Here is a 20,716-nt window from a genome sequence, read left to right on the forward strand (position 1 = left end):
TCGAGGGGAACGTCGGTGCTGCTGTGGAGGTGTGCCGTCGGTCCGACGGGGTGGTGCTCTGGCAGCGCTTGTTGGCGCGAGAAGTCGCCTGTGACGCAGGCGTCCGGGCGCACAAGCCGAGGCTTGCGGGGACAGCCGGCGCACGAGGAGGTTCTCTGCACGCCGGCCGCCCGGACAACATCAACGTATGACACCCCGTGCCAGCGCGCAAGGCACTGCGTGCCAATAATTTCACTCAGATGCAATCCGGGGGTCACAGATGAGCGATGATCGATCAAATGCCCGCCTGAACAGGCAAAACGGCCGCCCCCGAGGGGGCGGCCGTCTGCTCTGCCTCTGTGTGTTCAGTCCTGTCGGCGGTCCTTCAGCGCCCGCTCGATCGTGCGCATGACCTCGTCCAGCGGGGCGTCCGTACGTGCGACCGCCACCAGCACCTCTCCCTCCCCGCTCACCGCCGCAGGCGGTGCCGCGGGCTCCGGGCGCCGTGTCCGGCCCGCGCCGATGCCCGTGCCGAAGGTGTCCCGGACGATCGCGAAGGCGTGGTCCAGTTGGGTCTCCACGTCGCCCTGGCCGCCCGCCCGCAGCCAGCGGCGCAGCACATGGTTGTGCGCGGTGACCACGGCGGACGCGGCCACCTCGGCGAGCAGCGGGTCGTCGTTGCCGTCGTGGTGGTCGTGCTCGTCGAAGTGGCCCAGCAGATAGCGCGTGAACAGCCGCTCGTAGCGGGCCACCGAGGCGATCTCGGCCTCGCGGAGAGTGGGCACCTCGCGGGTGAGCTTGTAGCGGGCCACGGACACCCCGGGGGACGCCGCGTACATCCGCATGACTTCCTTGATCCCGCGGCACACGGTGTCCAGCGGGTGCTCGTGCGGCGGGGCCGCGTTCAGGACGGCCTCGGCGCGTACGAGCGTGTCGTCGTGATCCGGGAAGATCGCCTCTTCCTTGGAGCGGAAGTGCCGGAAGAAGGTCCTGCGGGCCACTCCGGCCCGCGCGGCGATCTCGTCGACGGTGGTCGCCTCGTACCCCTTGGCCGAGAAGAGTTCCATCGCCGCGGCCGCCAGTTCACGGCGCATCTTGAGGCGCTGCGCGGCGGCGCGGCTGCCGGCGGCGCTTTCCGTGGTGTCGGGCGCGGCGTTCGGACGGGAGGACTTGGCGGCCTGGGGCATGCCATGAACGTACTGCATTCGTGCAGGGAGCCGTGCCCGCGGGGGTGGGCTGCCCGCTGGTTCGAGCAGCCCACCCCAGCCCGGTGCGCCGCCGACGGGATCAGCGCCGGGCATACTCGCGGAAGCCGCGGCCCGTCTTGCGGCCCAGCATGCCCGCCGCGACGAGGTGCTCCAGCAGCGGCGCGGGCGCCAGGCCCGGGTCGCGGAACTCGCGGTGCAGCACCTTCTCGATGGCGAGCGACACATCGAGCCCCACGACGTCGAGGAGTTCGAAGGGCCCCATCGGATAGCCCCCGCCGAGCTTCATCGCCGCGTCGATGTCGTCGAGCGAGGCGTAGTTCTCCTGCACCATCTTGATCGCGTTGTTCAGGTACGGGAAGAGCAGCGCGTTCACGATGAAACCGGCCCGGTCACCGCAGTCCACCGGGTGCTTGCGGACCTTCGCGCACACTTCGCGGACGGTGGCGTGCACGTCGTCGGCCGTGAGGATCGTACGGACCACCTCGACCAGCTTCATGGCCGGCGCCGGGTTGAAGAAGTGCATGCCGATGACGTCCTGTGGGCGTGAGGTGGCCCGGGCGCAGGCGATGACCGGCAGCGAGGAGGTGGTGGTGGCCAGCACCGCGCCCGGCTTGCAGATCTTGTCGAGGGAGGCGAAGAGCTGCTGTTTGATCTCCAGGTCCTCGGCGACGGCCTCCACCGCGAGGTCCACTTCGGTGAAGGCGTCCAGCGAGCCGGCCGGAGCGATCCGGGCCAGGGTCTCGTTCTTCGCCTCCTCCGTCAGCCGGCCCTTGTCGACGGACCGGGCGAGCGACGTGGCGATTCGCGCCTTCGCCGTGTCCGCCTTCTCCTGGCTGCGGGCGGCCAGCACCACCTCGTACCCGGCCTTGGCGAACACCTCCGCGATACCGGACGCCATGGTTCCCGAGCCGGCGACACCGACACTGTGGACCGTGCGGCCGCCGGAGGCCTCCGCCGACTCCAGCGGCGTGAGCGCGTCGCGCACCACGACACCGCTGCCCGGCGCCTCGTACGTGTAGAAGCCGCGCCCCGACTTGCGGCCGGTCAGCCCGGCCTCGCTGAGCTGCCCCAGGACCGGCGCCGGCGCGTGCAGCCGGTCGTGGGACGCGGCGTACATGGCCTCCAGGACGGTACGGGCCGTGTCGACGCCGATCAGGTCGAGCAGCGCCAGCGGGCCCATAGGGAGTCCGCAGCCCAGCTTCATGGCGGCGTCGATGTCCTCACGGGAGGCGTACTTGGCCTCGTACATGGCCGCGGCCTGGTTGAGGTAGCCGAAGAGCAGGCCGTCCGCGACGAAGCCGGGCCGGTCGCCCACCGCCACGGGCTCCTTGCCCAGGTCTTGGGCGAGCCGGGTGACGGCCTCCACCGCATACGGAGCGGTCAGCACGGAGGAGACCACCTCGACCAGCTTCATGGCCGGTGCCGGGTTGAAGAAGTGCAGGCCGAGGACACGCTCGGGGCGCGCGGAGCCGGCGGCGAGCCGGGTCACGGACAGGGCGTTGGTGCCGGTCGCCAGGATCGCGTCCGGGCGGACGATCCCGTCCAGGGCGTCGAAGACCTGTTGCTTGAGCTCGTACGACTCGGGGACGACCTCGATCACCAGGTCCGCGTCGGCGGCCGCCTGCAGGTCGGAGAAGGTACGGAACCGGGCGAGCACATCCAGGCGCTCCTGCTCGGTGAGCCGCTCACGCGCCACGGCACGGGCGGTCGAGGCCTCCAGCGCGGCCACGGCGTGCCGCACGGCGCCTTCGCTGACGTCGATGCCGATGACCTCGCGGCCGGCCCGGGTCAGGACCTCGGTGATACCGGTGCCCATGGTGCCGAGACCGACCACGGCGACGGTGTTCAAGGGGGTGTGGGTGTCCATCATGGGACTCCAGGAAACGAGTGACGACTGAGGGGCGCGCACGGGCCGCGTCGCGAAGCTGCCAACGGCGGGGCGGCGTGCGGGAGTTGCGTGTCGTGCTGAAGAGACCGACGGACTCTGTCCCGGAGTCACGTCGTACAAGGCTGTCGAACCGACAACACTCGCGGTGGCTGCGTCACCAGGCCACCGTGAGCACGCGGGGTGGGTGTCCCGCTCGTATGAGCTTAACCAGTGGGTAACGAGCGCGCTAGTCCTGGGGGATGTGATCTGCGTCCTCCGCGGGGCGGGCGTCCTGCCGGCCCGGTGTGTCCGTCCTCCGTCGGGTCGGCCCGGATGTCCGTCCTCGATCGCCGGACGGGCCGGGTGGGGTTGCTGTCGTTGCCGGGTGCCGTTCCGGATGCTTGTCCGGGGGCACCCTTTGAATGCCACCGGCCGGTTTACGCTCGTCTGTGTGGACGAGGAACTCCGGTCGCTCGGGGACCGGTTGCGGGGGGAGTCCGGCGAGTCGGTGCTGTGCCGCCGTTTACTGGAGACGGAGGATCGCGACGAGCTCGCCGGTGTCCTGACAGCCGGCGCGCAGCCCTTGTGGGCGCGGGAGCTCGCCGCCTTCCGGCTCGGCTGTGCCGGGGACGCGCGTGCCTTCGAGACGCTTGTGCTGCTGCTCAACCATCGCGATCCCGAACGCTGCGTCTCCGCTGCGCACGCGCTCGCCCGGCTCGGCGACCCGAGGACCGCCCGGGCCGCCGCCGCGCTGGCCACCATTCGGCTGCGTACCGCCTACGCCCTGCATCCCGTGCGGCTGCTCACCGTGCTCCGGGCGCCCGAGTCCGTGCCCGCGCTGATCGCCACCCTGGAGCGGCTGCTCCCGGCGGACCCCCACTGGCGTTCGGCGCTCGCCTGTGTCGAGGGCCTGGCCGAGCTCGGCGACAGCCGCGCCCGGCCCGCCCTCGAAGCCGCGCTCGCCCACCCCCGGCTGGCCGCCGCGGCGGCCGGGGCGCTCGGCCGGCTCAGCCCTCGCGTATGACCGCGAAGGCATCGCTCATCCGCACATCCTGACGTACGTCACTGACAGCGGGCCGGGCTGTCAGTGACGGAAGCCCAGCAGACCGTGCAGTGTGGCACCGCCACCCCCGGAGCCCGGCTTGGACTTCGCCGTGGGCGCGGGCGGTTCGGGATCGGGCTGCGCCGGGCAGACCGCGTCGGCCTCACCGGTGATGCCGCGCGGGACCTTGCCGCTGGTGAGGTAGTCCGCGAGATAGCGGTCGAGGCAGGCGTTGCCGCTGAGGGTGATGCCGTGGTTTCCGCCGCCCTCCTCCACGACCAGGCTGGAGCCGCGCAGCTTGCGGTGGACGGTGACCCCGCCCTCGTAGGGTGTGGCCGCGTCGTCGGTGGCCTGGAACAGCAGCACCGGCGGCAGCTTGCGATTGGAGATGCTCGGCTGCTTCAGCGGGGCCACCTGCCAGAACGCACAGGGCGCGTTGTACCAGGCGTTGTTCCAGGCCATGAACGGGGCCTTGGAGTGCGCCGCCCAGTTGTCGAGGCGCCAGACGGTCCAGTTGCGCGGCCACCGGGCGTCCCGGCACTGCACCGAGGTGTAGACGGAGTATCCGTTGTCGCCTTCCGCGTCGATCACGGCGAAGTCGTTGTACGCCTCGACCAGCGGACCGGAGTCCTTCTTGTTGACGTAAGCGGCGAACGCCTCGGCCAGATAAGGCCAGTAGCCGTTGAAGTAGCCGCCCGGCATGAAGGTGTCCTCGAGCTCGCTCGCGCCGACCCGCTTGTCCGCCGGGCTGATGCGCAGCGCCTCGCGCATCCCGTACCACTTCGCCTCGACCTGTGCCGGGTCGGTGCCCAGCCGGTAGGTCTCGTCGTGCTTGGCGACCCAGGCCACGAACGCCTTGTGGCGGGCCTCGAAAGCCAGGTCCTGCGCGAGATTGTCCTTGTACCAGACACCGCCGGGGTCGACGATCGAGTCGAGTACCGCGCGCCGCACCCGGTCCGGGTGGAGCTTGGCGTACACCGCGCCGAGGTACGTTCCGTAGGAGTAGCCGAAGTAGTTGATCTGCTCGGCGCCCAGCGCACCGCGGATCAGGTCCATGTCCTCGGCCGTGCTGATCGTGTCGATGTACGGCAGCAAATCGGCGTACTTGCTGTGGCATGCCTGGGCGAACGCCCGGGTCCGGTCGAGGTTGGCACGTTCCGTCGCGCCGTCGTTCGGCACCGAGTCGGGACGTACCGTCGCGAAATGGCCGGGCCGGCAGTCGAGCGCCGGTTCGCTCCTGCCCACCCCGCGTGGGTCGAAGCCGATGACGTCGTACTGCGCCGCCACCTCCTCGGGCAGAGAGCCCGCCACGAAACCGGCGAGGCCGGTTCCGCTGCCGCCCGGGCCACCCGGGTTGACCAGGAGCGGGCCCTGGTAGGTCTTCGCGGTGTGCGGGACGCGCGAGAGCGCGAGGGTGATCTGCCTGCCGTGCGGATCGGAGTGGTTCAGAGGCACCTTCAACGAGGAACACTGCAGGGTCGGATATTTCTTGGTGGCGCAGTCGGCCCAGGTGAGCCGCGTCGGTGGCTCGGCGGAGTCGGCCGAGGCGGCGGACGGCACGGCCGAGACCGTCCCGGCCACCGTCGCGGCGGCGGCGAACAGAACTGCTGCGCGTTTATTCAATGTGGTCTCCCCTGGGTGGAGGGAACGCGGCTGTGGGCGGCACAGCCCCCCGCCGCATGTTCCCGGAAAACGCACCTGGAAGACGGGATTCAAACGTGAATGACATCCTTTCAGTCGAGATGCGGATCAATCAGACCTCCGCAGCCGCCTCCAACAGCCCTGCGGCTCCACGGCATGCCGGGGCCCTCGAAAGCGGAAAGGCCCGTACCTGGTCCTCTGACGCCGCGCTGTTCTGGAGCCCGGTTCTCCCGGACTTCGTCCGGGGAGACCACCACGGGCGCGCTCACTCGCCCGTGATCTCCGGAGCGTCCGGTGGCTCGAAACCTGCCGTGTCACAGTCCCGCCCCTCCCCGGGGCGGGACTTCCCCTGCCTCCCTGCCTGCCGTGCAGACGCGAACAGTCGTTCGTTGTCTGTCAGTTCTGCCAGTGCATCGGGCGGCGGCGGCTCCCCGCTGTACACCCCCCGCACGCCCGCCGGCCCCTCGGCGTCCGCCGCCTCACCGCGCAGCAGCAGCCGGGGCGGCACATCCTGTGTCACGGCCGGCCGGCCGGCCGGACAGCGCCGCCCTCGCGGTCCCGCCGATGCCGGACTCCAGCACGATCAGTACCTCGCGCGCCTCCGCGTCCATGTCCCGCAGCGTACGTCCGTGAGAGCGGTACCCGCCCCGCTGTGATTGGCTTGCCGTACCCCCGTCGGACGTACTGGAAGAGGAAGAACCATGGCGCAGGTCGAGGCCACGACTGAGCAGATCATCGAAGCGGACGCGGAGACGGTGTTCGACGCCCTGGCCGACTACAAGGACACCCGCGCGAAGCTGCTGCCCGATCACTTCAGCGAGTACCAGGTGCGCGAGGGCGGCGACGGCGAGGGCACTCTCGTCCACTGGAAGCTCCAGGCCACCAGCAAGCGCGTCCGCGACTGCCTGCTGGAGGTCACCGAGCCGACCGACGGTCAGCTCGTCGAGAAGGACCGCAACTCGTCCATGGTGACCACCTGGACCGTCACCCCGGCCGGCGCAGGCAGGTCCAGGGTCGTCGTGACCACCGTATGGAACGGCGCCGGTGGCATCGGCGGCTTCTTCGAGAAGACCTTCGCCCCCAAGGGACTCGCCCGCATCTACGACGCGCTGCTCGGCAAGCTCGCCGCGGAGGTGGCCGAGTAGCCCGCTTCGTCGTCTCGCCCTCTCACCGGATCGGGTGGTTCTCCGCACCGGGCTGTTGTACGCCGTAGGGGCTCCGACCGGCGGCAAAGCCACCCGCGTACGCCTCCCGCGCACTCCGTCGCGCTTGCCCCGTGTTGTCGCCCGATGCGACAAATGGGTGGCACAGGCGCGACGACGGGAGCAACAGGTGGGCGGGACCACTCCGGTGAAGACCGAGCCGGTCACGGCTCCGTGCACACCTGCCGTGGAGGCGTCCCGTACCGAGCCCGGCGCGCCGAGCGCGCGCCGGGTCCGCTGGGTCCTCTGCGCGCTGTGGCCGACGCTGCTGCTCGCCGCGTCGGCACAGATGATCATGGTCACCGCTCTGCCGCGGATCGCCGCGGAGCTGGACGGCCCGGACCGTATGCCCTGGGCGAGCACCGTCTCTCTGCTCGCCGCCACGGCGGCTCTGCCGGTCCACGGCAGGCTCGGCGACCGCTACGGCCGCAAGGGCGCACTGCAGTTCGCGGTCGTCGTCTTCGTCGTCGGTTCGGGCCTGGCCGGCTGGTCGCGCACCATGGACCAGCTCATCGCCTGCCGTGCCCTCCAGGGCATCGGCGTCGGCGGAATCCTCGTCGGTGTCCACGCGATCACCGCGGAACTCGTGCCGGCGCACCGACGCCGCCGGTTCATGGGACTGGCCGCCGCCGCCTTCGGGGCCGGGACGGTCATGGGCCCGGTGCTCGGCGGCTTCGTCATGGACAGGCTGTCATGGCGCTGGTGCTTCCACCTCATGGTGCCGGTCGGCCTGTTCGCCCTGATCGTGGTGGCCGCCGCGCCCCGGCCGAGCAGGGCCGCCGTCCGGGGGCGCTTCGACGTGCTCGGCACGCTGCTGCTCGGCGCAGCCTCCACCTGTGTGGTGCTGCTGGCCGCCTGGGGCGGTACGGAGCACGCCCGGGACTCGCGGGTGGTGCTGGGACTGGCCACCGGAGCCGCCGGAGCCGCCCTGCTCCTCCTGGTCGTCGGGGCTCTCGTGGCCGATCCCGTCGTCCCGTCCCGGCTGTTCCGTGAGCCGGTGTTCACCGCGGCGGGCCTGGCCGGCGCGGCCGCCGGCGTCGTGCTCTTCGCCGCGGCGAGCCGGCTGCCCGTCCATCTGCGGGCCGTGGCAGGGGCGAACGCCACCGAGTCCGTGCTGCTGACACTGCCGATGGCCGGTGGCCTCGTCCTCGCGTCCGTCGTGTCCGTCCTGCTCATCGGCCGTACCGGTCGCCACAGCATCCCCGCCGTCCTGGGCGGTGTGCTCTCGGCCGTGGGGCTGTGGCTGCTGTCCCGGTCGGCGGCGGACACCCCGTGGCTCGACCACAGCCTCTGGACGGCTGTCCTCGGCGTCGGCATCGGCCTGATGGTGCCGGCGCTGATCCTCGCCGTGCAGGACTCGGCCGTCGCGGCTGGCTCCGGCGCCGTCATCGGTACCCACATCTGCCTCTGGCAGCTGGGCGGCGGCGTCGGAGCCGCCGTGTCCGGTGTTTCGCTCGCCCACCGCATCGGCGGGGCGGCTCATGTGGACGCGGTGCCGCGGCCCCTCCTCCATCTCGTGCCGGTGCTGCTCGCACTCGGCCTGTTCCTCGCCGCCTTCTTCAAGGAGAAACCGTCGGTGTCCCACCAGATCCCCGCCGAGGCGGGCATCACCATCCCGGCCGCGCGCACCGCCACCGTCTACCCCGTGGGCGTGCCGCTGTGCGGAACCGTCCAGCACCACGACGGCACCGCGGTCCCGCGCGCCGCGCTCACCCTCATCGATGTCCATGGACGGCAGATCGGACGTGGCGCGAGCGGCGAGGACGGGCGGTACGCGCTGAGTGTCCCCGGCTCCGGTGCGTACGTCCTGATCGCATCGGCCGGAGGTCATCAGCCACAGGCGGTCAGCGTCACGGTCGGCGAACGGCCGGTCGAGCTCGATGTGGTGCTCGGTGGCGCCGGGCGGCTCGCCGGGATGGTGCTCACCGCGGACGGCGCCCCGGTGCGCGACGCCGCGGTCACCCTGACCGATGTACGCGGCGAGGTGGTCGCCACGACCCGCAGCGGCCGCGAAGGAGCCTATGCCATCACCGAGCTGGTGGCCGGGGAGTACACCCTTGCCGCGAACGCCCACGCCTTCCGGCCGGCGGCCCTGCCGGTCAGTGTGCAGGCCGCGCGTGAGACACGGCAGGACATCGAACTGTCGGGCGGCGCGGTACTGCGCGGCACGGTACGGGCGGGCGCAGGCCGTCCCGTCGAGGAGGCACGGGTGACACTGCTCAACGCCGCGGGCAACGTGGTGGACACGCTCACCACCGAGACCGACGGTACGTTCCGCTTCGTCGATCTGTCGTCCGGCGAGTACACCGTGATCGCGGCCGGCTATCCGCCGACGGCCACCGTGCTGCAGGTGGCGGGCGGTGGCCGTACCGAGCGTGATCTCCAGCTGGGGCACGAGGACTGAGTGCCCGTCAGTATGGCCCGGCCTGTGCCGTATTCCGCGGTTGTCCCGCGTGCGGCGGCCCGTCGGCCGTACCGTGGTGAGCAGCCGCGGAGTCTCGCGGCGGGAAGGAGCCTCCCGCGCATGGAACGAGGTACTCCGCCGGTGCCACCGCAGCGCAACTCCGCGGCGGGCCGGATTCCGCTCGCCGTGGTCCTCGTGGACGGTGACGGCCTGGTCTCTGCCGCTGACGACGACCGACCGCACGCCGGACGGCACGCGCATCGCGCTTCCGTCGAGGTGGCTGGTTGTCGGTCGTACCAGCAGGGTCGGTGTCTGGTGCTGTGAACAGAAAGGTTCACCGGCTCGCGACGCTCCCCCAGCTACCGCTGGGAGGTACCCCCAGGCACGGCACCTCGCGGCGTTGTCGCATCGCGCGAGTACGGCCGAGTACGAGCTGCGATGCTCCGCCTTGCGATGCACCGCACCTGGGGGCACCTCTGGGGGCACCCTGGGGGCACCCCCAGCGGTAGCTGGGGGAGGTAGCTGGGGGAGTCGCGAGCTTCCCGGCAAACCTTTCCGGCCACAGCACTGGTTGCTTGTCACCAGGACTTTTGCGGGGGAGTGTCAGCGCGTACGGTTCGAGTCATGAAGATCCTCATCAGCGCCGACATGGAAGGCGCCACCGGAGTCACCTGGCCTGCCGATGTGTTGCCGGGTTCTCCGCAGTGGGAGCGCTGCCGCGGCATGTTCACGTCCGATGTGAATGCCGCCGTGCTCGGCTTTTTCGACGGGGGCGCCGACGAGGTGCTCATCAACGAGGCGCACTGGAGCATGCGCAATCTGCTGCTGGAGCGCATCGACGACCGCGCCCAGATGCTGACCGGACGGCACAAGCCGCTCTCTATGGTGGAGGGCGTGCAGCATGGAGACGTGGACGCCATCGCGTTCATCGGGTACCACACGGGCGCGGGGGCGGAGGGCGTGCTGGCGCACACCTACCTCGCCAACTCCATCACCGGGGTGTGGCTCAACGGCACCCGGGCGAGTGAGGGGCTGCTCAACGCCCATGTCGTCGCCGAGTACGGCGTTCCGGTGGTGCTGGTCACCGGGGACGACCTGACCTGCGTGGACGCCGAGGGGTACGCACCCCGGGCCCGCAAGGTCGCGGTGAAGGACTATGTCTCGCGGTACGCCGCGGTGTGCCGTACCCCGGCCCGTACCGCCGCGGACATCAGGGCGGCCGCCAAGGAGGCGACGGCGCTCGCCGTGCGGCACGAGCCGGTGCAGGGCGGGCCGTTCACCATGGAGCTGGAGTTCGACGCGGAGCATCTGTCGGCCGCCGCCACGGTGGTCCCCGGCGTCGAACGGACCGGCGAGCGGCGCATCGCCTACACCAGCGAGACGATGTACGAGGCCATTCGCAGCTTCAAGGCGGTCACGACGATCGCCTCGGCAGCGGTGGAGGAGCAGTATGGCTGACATGGCAGACGAGGGCCCCGTCGACGATGTGGCGCTGGACGAGGTGGTGCGCTTCACCTCCGAACTGATCCGGATCGACACCACCAACCGTGGCGGCGGCGACTGCCAGGAGCGGCCCGCCGCCGAGTACGTGGCGGAGCGCCTGGCCGAGGCCGGCCTGGAGCCGGTCATGCTGGAGCGCACCCCGGGGCGTACCAATGTGGTGGCCAGGATCGAGGGCACGGACCCGTCCGCCGACGCTCTGCTGGTGCACGGTCACCTGGACGTGGTGCCGGCCGAAGCCGCCGACTGGAGCGTGCACCCCTTCTCCGGTGAGGTCCGGGACGGGGTGGTGTGGGGGCGCGGCGCCGTCGACATGAAGAACATGGACGCGATGGTGCTCTCGGTCGTACGGGCCTGGGCACGGGGCGGCGTGCGGCCGCGCCGGGACATCGTGATCGCGTACACCGCCGACGAGGAGGCCAGTGCGGTCGACGGCTCCGGCTTCCTCGCCGACGAGCATCCCGAGCTCTTCGAGGGATGCACCGAAGGGATCAGCGAGTCCGGCGCGTTCACCTTCCACGCCGGCCCCGGAATGAACCTCTACCCGATCGCGGCGGGGGAGCGGGGTACCGCCTGGCTCAAGCTGACCGCGCGGGGCAAGGCCGGTCACGGCTCCAAGGTCAACCGGGCCAACGCGGTCAGCCGGCTCGCCGCGGCCGTCGCCAGGATCGGCGACTACGAGTGGCCGGTGCGGCTCACCCCGACGGTGCGGGCCGCGCTGCGCGAGCTGGCCGCTCTGCACGGCATCGAAGCGGACCCGTACGCGCGGGACTTCGACGTCGACGATCTGCTGGTGAAGTTGGGACCGGCTGCCGCCCTGGTCGAGTCGACGGTGCGCAACAGCGCGAACCCGACCATGCTGGACGCCGGTTACAAGGTCAATGTGATTCCGGGAGAGGCCACCGCCTACGTCGACGGGCGGATGCTGCCGGGCGGCGAGGAGGAGTTCCGGGAGACCCTGGACCGGCTCACCGGACCGGATGTCGAGTGGGAGTTCCACCACCGGGAGGTCCCGCTCCAGGCGCCGGTCGACTCGCCGACCTTCACCAAGCTGCGCGCCGCCGTGGAGCGCTTCGACCCGGACGGGCATGCGGTGCCCTACTGCATGGCGGGCGGCACCGACGCCAAGCAGTTCTCCCGGCTGGGCATCACCGGTTACGGGTTCTCACCGCTGAAGCTGCCGCCGGGATTCGACTACTACGCGCTGTTCCACGGGGTGGACGAGCGTATCCCGGTCGATTCCCTGCACTTCGGTGTCCGGGTGCTCGACCACTATCTGCAGTCCGCGTAGAGGAATTGGGGTTCCAGGGTGACCGTGAAACCGTACGGGGCGTGGGAGTCCCCGATCGACGCCGGGACGGCCGCCTCGCACGACGGCCGGCCCGACTACGTCGGCCGTGTCGGTGACGAGCTGTGGTGGGTCGCGCCGCGCCCCGACGAGGGCGGCCGCGCCACCCTGATGCGCCGCGGCGTCGAGGGGGACGAGCGGACCGTACTGCCGGCGCCCTGGAATGTGCGCAGCCGCGTCATCGAGTACGGCGGACTGCCCTGGGCCGGGACGGAACGTCCCGGGGGCGGGCCGCTGGTCGTCTTCGTGAACTTCGCCGACCAGCGGCTGTACGCGTACGAGCCGGACGGCCCGGACGGGCCGCGCCCGCTCACCCCCGTCTCCGGGACCGGCGGTGGGCTGCGCTGGGTCGATCCGGTGATCCTGCTGGACCGCGGCGAGGTCTGGTGTGTGATGGAGGAGTTCACCGGCGAATCGCCGACCGATGTGCGGAGGGTCGTCGCGGCCGTCCCGCTGGACGGCTCCGCGGCGGAGCGGCGCGGCGCCGTCCGTGAACTCTCCGACGACCGGCACCGCTTCGTCACCGGTCCGCGGCTCTCCCCGGACGGGCGGCGCGTGGCGTGGATCGCCTGGGACCATCCGCGCATGCCCTGGGACGGCACCGAGCTCAGGCTCGCCGAGGTCGGCGAGGACGGTGTCTTCCACGATGCCAGAACGCTGCTGGGCGGACCGGCCGAATCGGTGGCCCAGACCGAGTGGGCGGCCGACGGAACCCTGCTGGTGGCCACCGACCGCAGCGGCTGGTGGAACCTGTACCGGGTGGACCCGGACAAGGGCACGCCGGCGCCGCTCCGCCCGCTGGAGGAGGAGTTCGCGGGGCCGCTGTGGCGTATCGGCCAGCGCTGGTTCACCCCGCTCGACAGCGGCCTCATCGCCGTCGTCCACGGCCGCGGTGCCACCACCCTCGGCATCCTCGACCCGGAGACCGGCGACCTGGTCGACGCGCCGGGGCCCTGGACGGAGTGGGCCCCCACCGTCGCGGTGTGCGGCACCCGTGTCACGGGTGTGGCGGCCAGTCCGCGCACCGCGTACGAAGTCGTCGAACTCGACACCCGCACCGGCCGTACCCGCGTCGTCGGCTCCGCGCACGACGATCCCGTGGATCCGGTGTACTACCCCGAGCCGCAGATCCGCATCTTCACCGGGCCCGGCGGCCGCGAGATCCACGCCCATGTCTACCCGCCGCACAACCCGGATGTCATCGCGCCCGCCGACGAGCTCCCGCCCTATGTCGTATGGGCGCACGGCGGACCGACCAGCCGCTCCCCGCTCGTACTCGACCTGGAGATCGCCTATTTCACCTCGCGCGGCATCGGCGTCGCCGAGGTGAACTACGGAGGCTCCACCGGCTACGGCCGGGAGTACCGTGAGCGGCTGCGCGAGCAGTGGGGTGTCGTCGACGTCGAGGACTGCGCGGCCGTCGCCCGTGCCCTGGCCGGTGAGGGCACGGCCGATCCGGAGCGGCTGGCGGTCCGCGGCGGCAGCGCGGGCGGCTGGACCACCGCGGCCTCCCTCGCCACCACCGATGTGTACGCCTGCGGTACGGTCATCTACCCCGTACTCGACCTGACCGAGTGGGTGTTCGACACTCATGATTTCGAATCCCAGTACCTGGAATCGCTGGTCGGCCCGCGCGAGGAGGTCCAGGCCCGCTACCGCGACCGTTCGCCCGTCAACCACGCCGAGCGGATCACCGGCCCCTTCCTGCTGCTCCAGGGGCTGGACGACGTGATCTGCCCGCCGGTCCAGGCCGAGCGGCTGATCGCCGCCATGGCGGGACGCGGCGTCCCGCACGCGTATATCGCCTTCGAGGGCGAGGGGCATGGCTTCCGCAGGGCCGACACCATGCGCCGAGCGCTCGAGGCGGAACTGTCGCTGTACGCTCAGACGTTCCGTATCGACCGCCCCGACATACCCGTACTGGAGCTCAAGCAGTGACTCTCACGCCCCTGACCCGGCCCGCACGACTGAGGCCCGGGGCGCGGGTCGCCGTGGTGGCGCCCAGCGGCCCGGTGCCCGAGGAGCGGCTGGCGGCCGGTCTCGACATCCTGCGCGGCTGGGACCTCGACCCCGTGGTCATGCCCCATGTCCTGGACCGCCACGGCGAGTTCGACTATCTCGCGGGCGCGGACCGGATGCGCGCCCGGGACTTCCAGGAAGCCTGGTGCGACCCCTCCGTCGACGGCGTGATCTGCGCCCGCGGCGGATACGGGGTCCAGCGCATGGTCGACCTGCTCGACTGGACGGCGATGCGCGCGGCCGGCCCCAAGGTGTTCGTCGGCTTCAGCGACATCACCGTGCTGCACGAGGCCCTCGCCGTACACATGGGCCTGGCCACCCTGCACGGTCCAATGGTCGCGGCGGCGTCCTTCCTCAAGGACACGCGCACCCAGGAGTCGCTGCGCGCCACGCTGTTCGAGCCCGAGTCGGTGCGGACCCTCGGCCTGGAGACGGCCCGCCCGCTGGTTCCCGGCCGGGCCCGGGGCATCACGCTGGGCGGCTGTGCCAGTCTGCTCGCCGCCGAGCTCGGCACCCCGCACGCCCGCCCCTCCGCGCGGGGCGGACTGCTGCTCCTGGAGGACGTCGGCGAGGAGGACTACCGGCTGGACCGTATCCTCACCCAACTGCTGCGCTCGGGTTGGCCGGCCGGTGTCAGCGGTATCGCGCTCGGCTCCTGGGAGGAGTGCGGCCCGTACGACGAGGTACGGGCCGTGCTGCTCGACCGGCTGGGCGGACTCGGGGTTCCGGTCGTCGAGGAACTGGGCTTCGGTCACTGCGAGACCGCGCTGACCATGCCGCTCGGACTGCCCGCGGTATTGGATGCCGAGGCGGGAACCCTGACGCTGGACCTGCCGGCGCTCGCCTGAAGACCGAGGCCGGCGTGCGCGGACCCTGTGTTCCGCACTCCCCGCTGAGACACTGCGAGTGACCCGAAGGGGGCGCGGCGCCATGCGCCGGAGGCACATGTCGGCACAGCCTTGAGCGCCCCCTGGGGCCCCCGGACGAAGTCCGGGGGAGAACCGAGCCTCACAAGGGAGCGGCCCATGTTCCGTCAGAGGCCCGACCCGGCGGGCGAACCCCGGGCTTCCTCCACCGTACCGGCGACAGGTTGCCGTGCGGTGTCGCCCGCACGGCGCCCCCTGGTACGTCCCGGGTCGCCGGGATGATTTACGCCAACGACCGGTACCCCGGGCGGACCACCTCGTCGATCAGACGGCGGCGCTCCGGCAGCGGGAGGAACGCGGCCTCGACCGCGGCGACCGTGAACTCCTCGAAGACTTCGGGGCCGTAGCCGAAGGCGTCCACCATGTGCTGGAACTCCTGGCTCATGGTGGTGCCGCTCACCAGCCGGTTGTCGGTGTTGAGCGTCACCCGGAAGTGCAGCCGGCGCAGCAAGTCGATGGGGTGGCTGTCGTAGTCCTTGGCCGCGCCCGTCTGGAGGTTGGAGGTCGGGCAGACCTCCAGGGCGATGCGGTTGTCGCGGATGTACGAGGCGAGGTGACCGAGACGGGCGGTGCCGTCCTCGTGCACCACGATGTCGTCGGTGATACGCACGCCGTGGCCGATCCGCTCGGCGCCGCACACCTGCACCGCCTCATGGATCGACTCGGCGCCGACGGCCTCGCCGGCGTGGATGGTGAAGTGGCAGTTGTGCTGCTTGAGGTACTGGAAGGCGGCCAGGTGGCGGGCCGGCGGGTTGCCGATCTCGCCGCCCGCGATGTCGAAGCCGGCCACACCGGCGTCGCGGTGCTCCACGGTCAGCTCGGCTATCTCCTTCGAGCGGTCGGTGTGGCGCATGCCGGTGAGCAGGGCACGGACCGTGATCCGGCCGCCGGCGCGGCGCTCGCCCTCGCGGAAACCGGCGTTGACCGCCTCGACGACCTCGTCGAGGGTCAGGCCCGCCTCGAGGTGCTGCTCGGGGGCGTAGCGGACCTCGGCGTAGACGACCCCGTCCTCGGCCAGGTCCTCGGCGCACTCCGCCGCGACGCGGAACAGCGCGTCGCGGGTCTGCATGACCGCGCAGGTGTGGGCGAAGGTCTCCAGATAGCGCTCCAGGGAGCCGGAGTTCGCGGCGTCCCGGAACCAGACCGCGAGCTCCGCCGGGTCCTCGGTCGGCAGACCGCGGTAGCCGCGTTCACGGGCCAGCTCGATGATCGTGGCAGGACGCAGTCCGCCGTCCAGGTGGTCGTGGAGAACCGCCTTGGGAGCCCGGCGGATCCAGTCGGCGACGAGGTTGTCAGACAAGTGCATGCTGCGGGAGTGTACGGCACGGTACGGCGGCCTGCCGTGTCCCCGGTTACGGGCCGTTCGCCGCCGTCAGTGCGACTGGAGCACGGGGAGTACCGGGGCCCCCGTGGGAAGCATGTGCTTGGCTGCGAGCACCGGCGTTCCCTCCACCCTGATCACCTGCGTGATCAGCACCGCCGGCGTGTCCGCGGGGCGGCCCAGCTGTTCACCCCGGCGCCGGCCCAGCAGCGTCGCGGTGATACTGCTGTGCCCGGCCAGCGTCAGCCCCCGCGAGGCCGTCGTCAGCGCCGACAGCATGGACGTCTGGGGCGCCGCCACCCGCAGTGCCCCGGCGAAGGCGGGATGCGTCCGCTCCAGCACGCCCTCGGGGGCCGCCCACTCCTGGCTGAGCGCGGCCGCCGTGCTGTCGCCGTTCAGCAACGACTCCCAGAAGCGCAGCTCGGCCCCGGCCGGTGCGAGGAGATGCTGGGTCGTGAAGTCGGTCGGCTCCTCCAGGGCGCGCAGCAGCGGCGTCACGCGCAGCGGGGCGCCCGTGGACAGCAGCTCCTCCAGCGGCTGGATGTGCTCGAAGCCACGCCTCGGCGGCCGGTCGTTGACGGTCCTGCCCACCCCGCGGCGCACCGACAGCAGACCGTCCTCCTGGAGCAGCAGCAGGGCCTCGCGCAGCGCCGGGCGGCTCACCCCGAGCTCGGCCGCGAGCTTGGGCTCGGAGGGGAGTGTGGAGCCGGGCGGATACGTGCCGTCGTGGATCGCGTCAGCGATCCGCTCGTACAGCACGACGACCGGTCTGCGCTGCTGTCCGCCGACTGCCATGGCCCCTCCTCGGTTTGCTTGTCAGCAAGCTAGAGCCCTCCCAGCAGCCGGGGCAATCTCTGCCTTACATCTCTGACCTGGCGCTTCAATGTCACACCCGGAAACCCTTGACGGATCCGACGGCGGAACCGACCCTTTCCAGACGAGGCCCTGTCTGACAAGTGGCCTTTCTGTGAATTCTGCGAGACATGACATCCCAGGCAAAAGGGGCCGATTTGTCCGAGGTGAAGGACTCAGATCTCAAGGGCCGTGGCGGCATGCTGTTCGCCATGGTGCTGGCCGTCCTCGGCTATCAGATCAACGCGACCATGCTCAGCCCCGCGCTGCCGGACGTCATCGACCGGCTGGGCACCAGCACCGCCGCCGCGGGTCTGTCCCAGACGCTGTTCTTCCTGGTGGCGGCCATCGGCCAGGTCACCCTCGCCCGGCTCAGCGACAAGCGCGGCCGCAAGCCGATGATGATCCTCTGCGGCTGGATCCTCATCCTCGGCAACATCCTGTGCGTCCTCGCGCCCAACATCGAGGTCTTCGTCGCAGGCCGCATCCTCCAGGGCATCTCGGCGGCGATGTTCACCCTCGCCTTCCTCACCCTGAACCAGCTGCTCAGCCCCGTCGGCTTCGGTAAGGCGGCCGGCATCATCACCGCCGTGAACGGCGGCCTCGCCGGTGTGGACGCCATCGCCGGCGGGCAGATAGCGGACTCCATCGGCTTCCGCGGCATCTTCGTCTGCTCCGGCCTGATCGCCGTCGCCGGTCTGATCTGCGTACGCAAGGCCGTGCCCGACCTGCCGCCCACCAATGCCGACTCCCGCTTCGACAGCCGCGGCATCGTCGCTCTGTCCCTCGGTCTCACCGGCATCCTGGTCGGTCTCGCCCAAGGCGCCACCTGGGGTTGGACCTCCCCGCTCTCGCTGCTCTTCCTCGGCGGCGGCCTGCTCGCCCTGACCGGTTTCGTCGTCTCCCAGAAGAGCGCCGCCGACCCGGTCATCGATGTCGAGCTGCTCGCCTCCCGCCGCGCCTGGCCGCTGCTGGCCACCACCGTCTGCACCCTCGCGGGCGTCTTCAGCAGCATCGCGATGACGATCCCGATCTTCGCGCAGGACGTCAGGGTCGGCCTCGGCATGTCCGCCGTCACCTGTGCGGTGCTGCTGCTCACGCCGATCCAGCTGATCGGCGTGGTCTCCGCCACGCTGACCGGCCGGTTCGGCCCGGCGGTCGGCTGGCGCACGATCGTGGTCATGGGCGCGGTCAGCAACTTCCTGATCTTCATCTTCGTGACGTTCTTCCTGCACGACCGGGTCGTGCTGATCGCGGCACTGGCGCTGCTGGGTGTCACCTACGGCGGCCTCATGCTCACCGGCCTGACCGGTCTCGCCGTGACGAGCTCCCCCAAGGACAAGCCCGGCTCGCTCTCCGGCCTCAACGGCGCCTGCTTCGGCATCGGTGTCTCGCTCGGCATCGCCGTCGCCTCCGGCCTGATGACCTCGGGCAGCGACGCGGGCGGCGTCACGGACGCCGGCTACCAGTACGCGATGTACGCCTCACTCGGCTTCCTCGCCCTGGGTGTCGTCACCTCGCTGCTCATCCAGCGCCCCGAGCCCACGGACGCGTCGGCTCCGGCCGACCAGCGGCAGTCGGTGCTCACCCAGCACTAGAAGACTCATGAAGATCTTGTTGAGGGGCTGTCCGGCCGGAGGCCGGGCGGCCCTTCTGGTCATCCGGTGGCCGGGGCGAGGTGCCAGGTGTCGCCGGTGCGGGTGAGTCCGAGGTTGATCAGTCGGCGGAGGTTGAGGGCGGCGGCTCGGGTGTGGAGCCAGGTGTCGTTGGCGATGGTTCCGCGGTAGCGGAGTTTGCGGTTGCCGTGGTGGACGAGCCAGGCGACGGCGCGTTCGACCGGTGGTCTCCAGCGGCGGTAGTCGGCTTGCCAGTCGGGGTCGGTAGCGGCCTGGCGGCGGGCGGCTGCGAGCAGGTCGTGGTGTGGGCGGATGGTCAGGATGCGGCCGGCCTTGGCCTTGGTGCACCGCTCGCGCAGGGGACATCCGGCGCACAGTTTCCCGAAGGCCGCCTTGCGCTGGTGGTGCTGTCCGCCGGGGTCTGACAGGGGGACCGTGTGTCCAGCGGGGCAGGTCACCGTGGCGGCGGCGGTGTCGATGGCGAAGTCGTCCAGGGTGAAGCCGCCGGGGACGGCCGCCCGTAGCGGGGCGGGCTTGAGGAACAGCCGGTGCCCTGCGTCTTCGAGGGCCTGGCGGGCATCGCCGGTGGAGTAGGCGGTGTCGCCGAAGGCGTCCACCGGCCCGTCCTCCTCGGCGAGAAGGTCCAGGCCGACGGTGGCCTCGTGGTGCTCTGGGCCACTGCCGGGCCGCAGGGCGACGGCGGTGTATAACCCGGTCTCGGGCTCGATGGCCAGGTGGGCCTTGAAGCCGTCTTGCTGGTGGGTGCGGGTTTTGTGGATGTGCCGGGCCTCGGGGTCGACGGTGGAGACCATCCGGTCCTGCGCGGTGCCACGGGTGATGCGCCAGCGCCCGTCGCGGCCGTCGGAGTCCTCGGCGGGTTCGACGTCTTGCCCGGCGACCAGGGCCAGGATGCCGACGGCATTCGCGGCCTTCTCGCCCAGCTCCTGCTCGGGCAGATGCCCGAGCAGCCTGAGCGCGTCACTGACCAGGGCATCAACAAGCGTGGCGCGGGCCTGCTCGTCATTCCAGGCGATCCTTGGTTTGCCCGGGTCGCTGTAGTCATGCGCGGTGCACTGCACGGCTGCCACCTCAGCGGCCCCGGGGACCTCGCGAATTACCGCGCGGACGGCGGCGATGATCTGGGTGACGGTGTCCTGGGTGGCGACCGCATCGTCCAGCACCGTGGAGTCCAGCGCCCGCCGGTGCTTGCCCTTGAGGACACCGGTGGCCTTCACCACCTCGCGCACCGTCTCGAAGACACGGTTCGGCCGCACCGAGCGGGCCAGCCGGCGCCGGAAGTAGGCCAGCAGCGACGGATCGAACGCCATGTCGTGCAGGCCCAGCCCGCACGCGGCCTTCCACCTCAGGTCACACCGCAACTCCTGGACCGTCTCGAAGTCCGACAGCCCGTTAAGGGCCTGCAGCGTGATCGCCGCGGCCAGGATCTGCGGCGGCATGCTCGGCCGCCCGTTCGCCGACGGGTACATGTCCTCGAACGTCTCCGCCGGGAACAGCGCGCCGCGATGCTCGGCCAGGAACGCGAACACACTGCCTGCCGGGATCAACTCCCGGCAGGTCTCCCACACATCCGGCCCGACCGTCTCCCCGGCCCATTCCCCCATCACCACGAGAAAGAGTCTGGCCCCGCCGCTCACGCGGCGGGGCCAGAACCCAAGATCTTCATGAGTCTTCTAGGGCGTGTTTCGAAAGTCCCGCCTGGTCGGGAACGCCCGGCACGCACGCTCGCCGCGTTGTCGGTCGTCGGCGCAGCCTGCTGCGCTCTTCTCCCTC

16 protein-coding genes are annotated in these 20,716 nt (G+C 71.0%); 9 read left to right on the forward strand and 7 right to left on the reverse strand.

The genetic code is table 11. The features are described 5' to 3' along the window. Positions 1–344 precede the first annotated feature (344 nt). Positions 345–1,166 (reverse strand): TetR family transcriptional regulator, encoded by an 822-nt coding sequence (locus ABD858_RS27140; RefSeq protein ID WP_345042261.1) that lies wholly within the window; start codon positions 1,164–1,166, stop codon positions 345–347. Positions 1,167–1,266: 100 nt separating this feature from the next. Beyond that, positions 1,267–3,057 (reverse strand): 3-hydroxyacyl-CoA dehydrogenase family protein, encoded by a 1,791-nt coding sequence (locus tag ABD858_RS27145; protein ID WP_425586260.1) that lies wholly within the window; start codon positions 3,055–3,057, stop codon positions 1,267–1,269. A gap of 394 nt (positions 3,058–3,451) precedes the next feature. Here ABD858_RS27145 and ABD858_RS27150 point away from each other — a divergent pair, with 394 nt between their 5' ends. Further along, complete coding sequence (locus tag ABD858_RS27150; RefSeq protein WP_345042264.1) at positions 3,452–4,078, forward strand: HEAT repeat domain-containing protein; 627 nt, start codon at positions 3,452–3,454, stop codon at positions 4,076–4,078. A 60-nt stretch (positions 4,079–4,138) separates the two neighbouring features. Here ABD858_RS27150 and ABD858_RS27155 read toward each other — a convergent pair whose 3' ends face one another. After that, positions 4,139–5,719 (reverse strand): alpha/beta hydrolase, encoded by a 1,581-nt coding sequence (locus ABD858_RS27155; RefSeq protein ID WP_345042266.1) that lies wholly within the window; start codon positions 5,717–5,719, stop codon positions 4,139–4,141. Positions 5,720–6,216: 497 nt separating this feature from the next. After that, positions 6,217–6,348: a hypothetical protein gene (locus ABD858_RS27160; protein WP_345042268.1), complete on the reverse strand. Its 132-nt coding sequence runs from the start codon at positions 6,346–6,348 to the stop codon at positions 6,217–6,219. Positions 6,349–6,438: 90 nt separating this feature from the next. Here ABD858_RS27160 and ABD858_RS27165 point away from each other — a divergent pair, with 90 nt between their 5' ends. The 7 genes from ABD858_RS27165 (at position 6,439) to ABD858_RS27195 (ending at position 15,058) form a co-directional block, all read left to right on the forward strand. Beyond that, positions 6,439–6,882, forward strand: coding sequence for an SRPBCC family protein (locus tag ABD858_RS27165; protein WP_345042270.1), 444 nt, complete (start codon positions 6,439–6,441; stop codon positions 6,880–6,882). Positions 6,883–7,069: 187 nt separating this feature from the next. After that, positions 7,070–9,343 carry an MFS transporter gene (locus ABD858_RS27170; RefSeq protein WP_345042273.1) on the forward strand — a complete coding sequence of 758 codons (2,274 nt, stop codon included), beginning with the start codon at positions 7,070–7,072 and terminating at the stop codon, positions 9,341–9,343. Between the two features lie 120 nt (positions 9,344–9,463). Continuing rightward, entirely contained in the window at positions 9,464–9,667 is a 204-nt protein-coding gene (locus ABD858_RS27175) for a hypothetical protein (protein WP_345042275.1), read from the forward strand. Between the two features lie 300 nt (positions 9,668–9,967). Beyond that, positions 9,968–10,801: a M55 family metallopeptidase gene (locus ABD858_RS27180; protein WP_345042278.1), complete on the forward strand. Its 834-nt coding sequence runs from the start codon at positions 9,968–9,970 to the stop codon at positions 10,799–10,801. A 1-nt stretch (position 10,802) separates the two neighbouring features. Then, positions 10,803–12,134 carry a M20/M25/M40 family metallo-hydrolase gene (locus ABD858_RS27185; protein ID WP_425586352.1) on the forward strand — a complete coding sequence of 444 codons (1,332 nt, stop codon included), beginning with the start codon at positions 10,803–10,805 and terminating at the stop codon, positions 12,132–12,134. 18 nt (positions 12,135–12,152) lie between these two features. Next, a complete protein-coding gene (locus ABD858_RS27190) occupies positions 12,153–14,129 on the forward strand; it encodes a S9 family peptidase (RefSeq protein WP_345042282.1) in 1,977 nt (658 codons plus the stop codon). After that, positions 14,126–15,058, forward strand: coding sequence for a S66 peptidase family protein (locus tag ABD858_RS27195; RefSeq protein WP_345042285.1), 933 nt, complete (start codon positions 14,126–14,128; stop codon positions 15,056–15,058). Before ABD858_RS27190 ends, ABD858_RS27195 begins: the two co-directional genes overlap by 4 nt. Before the next feature lie 301 nt (positions 15,059–15,359). On the opposite strand, the gene ABD858_RS27200 is transcribed toward ABD858_RS27195, so the two are convergent. Together ABD858_RS27200 and ABD858_RS27205 are read right to left on the reverse strand one after the other, a co-directional pair. Next, positions 15,360–16,442, reverse strand: coding sequence for an adenosine deaminase (locus ABD858_RS27200; protein WP_345042287.1), 1,083 nt, complete (start codon positions 16,440–16,442; stop codon positions 15,360–15,362). Between the two features lie 66 nt (positions 16,443–16,508). Continuing rightward, positions 16,509–17,252 (reverse strand): GntR family transcriptional regulator, encoded by a 744-nt coding sequence (locus tag ABD858_RS27205; RefSeq protein ID WP_345042290.1) that lies wholly within the window; start codon positions 17,250–17,252, stop codon positions 16,509–16,511. A gap of 224 nt (positions 17,253–17,476) precedes the next feature. Between ABD858_RS27205 and ABD858_RS27210 the strand changes: the two genes are divergently transcribed. Beyond that, complete coding sequence (locus tag ABD858_RS27210; protein ID WP_345042292.1) at positions 17,477–18,907, forward strand: MFS transporter; 1,431 nt, start codon at positions 17,477–17,479, stop codon at positions 18,905–18,907. 59 nt (positions 18,908–18,966) lie between these two features. On the opposite strand, the gene ABD858_RS27215 is transcribed toward ABD858_RS27210, so the two are convergent. Then, complete coding sequence (locus ABD858_RS27215) at positions 18,967–20,547, reverse strand: IS1182 family transposase (protein ID WP_345044323.1); 1,581 nt, start codon at positions 20,545–20,547, stop codon at positions 18,967–18,969. Positions 20,548–20,716: the final 169 nt, after the last annotated feature.

Source organism: Streptomyces sannanensis, assembly GCF_039536205.1.
Taxonomy (GTDB): Bacteria; Actinomycetota; Actinomycetes; order Streptomycetales; family Streptomycetaceae; genus Streptomyces; species Streptomyces sannanensis.